The sequence below is a fragment of the Patulibacter medicamentivorans genome, assembly GCF_000240225.1.
In the GTDB taxonomy this organism is placed as follows: Bacteria; Actinomycetota; Thermoleophilia; order Solirubrobacterales; family Solirubrobacteraceae; genus Patulibacter; species Patulibacter medicamentivorans.
Genome location: NZ_AGUD01000109.1, coordinates 1 through 870, shown reverse-complemented (window position 1 = coordinate 870; position 870 = coordinate 1). Strand labels below are relative to the sequence as shown.

General features: G+C 80.0%; 1 protein-coding gene. It reads right to left on the bottom strand.

The window, feature by feature from the left end; all coding sequences use genetic code 11:
- On the bottom strand, positions 1-870 hold an 870-nt coding region (locus PAI11_RS09165; RefSeq protein ID WP_040599448.1), incomplete at both ends, for a glycoside hydrolase family 3 N-terminal domain-containing protein.

The window sequence follows — 870 nt, the reverse complement described above, 5'->3', positions numbered from 1 at the left end:
CCCCCCCCAGCCGCAGCCGCAGGGCGATCGAGCGCTCGGCCGCCGCGCGGGCGTCGGCCCGCGGCAGGCGGCCGTCGCCGATCGCCGCCGCCAGGGCCCGGGACGCCGCCAGCGCACCGTCGGTCCGCACGCCGTAGAGCAGCAGGTCGACCCCGGCTCGCGCCGCCGCGACGGCCAGCTCCGCGCGCGAGCGGACCGCGGCGAAGGCGCCGGCCTGGAGGTCGTCGCTGATCGTCACCCCGCGGAAGCCGAGCCGGCCGCGCAGCTCGTCGCGCACGACGGCCGGGGAGAGCACCGCCGGCGCCGGCCCGAACGCCGGGTAGATCGCGTTCGACAGCATCACCAGCTCGACGCCGGAGTCGACCAGGGTCGCGAACGGCCGCTCGTCGCTCGCCCGCAGGTCGGCGGCCGATCCGGCAATCCGCGCGCGGCCCTCGTCGGTGTTGTCGCCGGCGCGGCCGAGGCCCGGGAAGTGCTTGGCCGTCGAGGCGATCCCACCGCTGCGGGCGCCGGCCGCGAACGCGCCGGCCAGCGCGCCGACCGTCTCGGGGTCCTCGCCGTAGGTGCGGTCCTGGAGCGCGATGAAGCCCGTGCCGCCGAGGTCGGCGACCGGCGCCAGGTTGACGTTGACCCCGGCCGCGCAGAGCGCCCTGGCACTGGCCCGCCCGGCGCGCCGGACCGTCGCCGGACCGGCCGCCCCCTGCTCGCTCGCCGACGCCCGCGGCGGGGCGTCCGCCAGCCGCCGGACCTGGCCGCCCTCCTGGTCGGTCAGGACCAGCAGCGGCGCGGCGCGCAGGGCGGTCGGTCGCGGCAGCGCCCGCAGCCGCCGGGTCAGTGCCCGTGCCCGAGCCAGCGTGCGAGCGTTCTCGG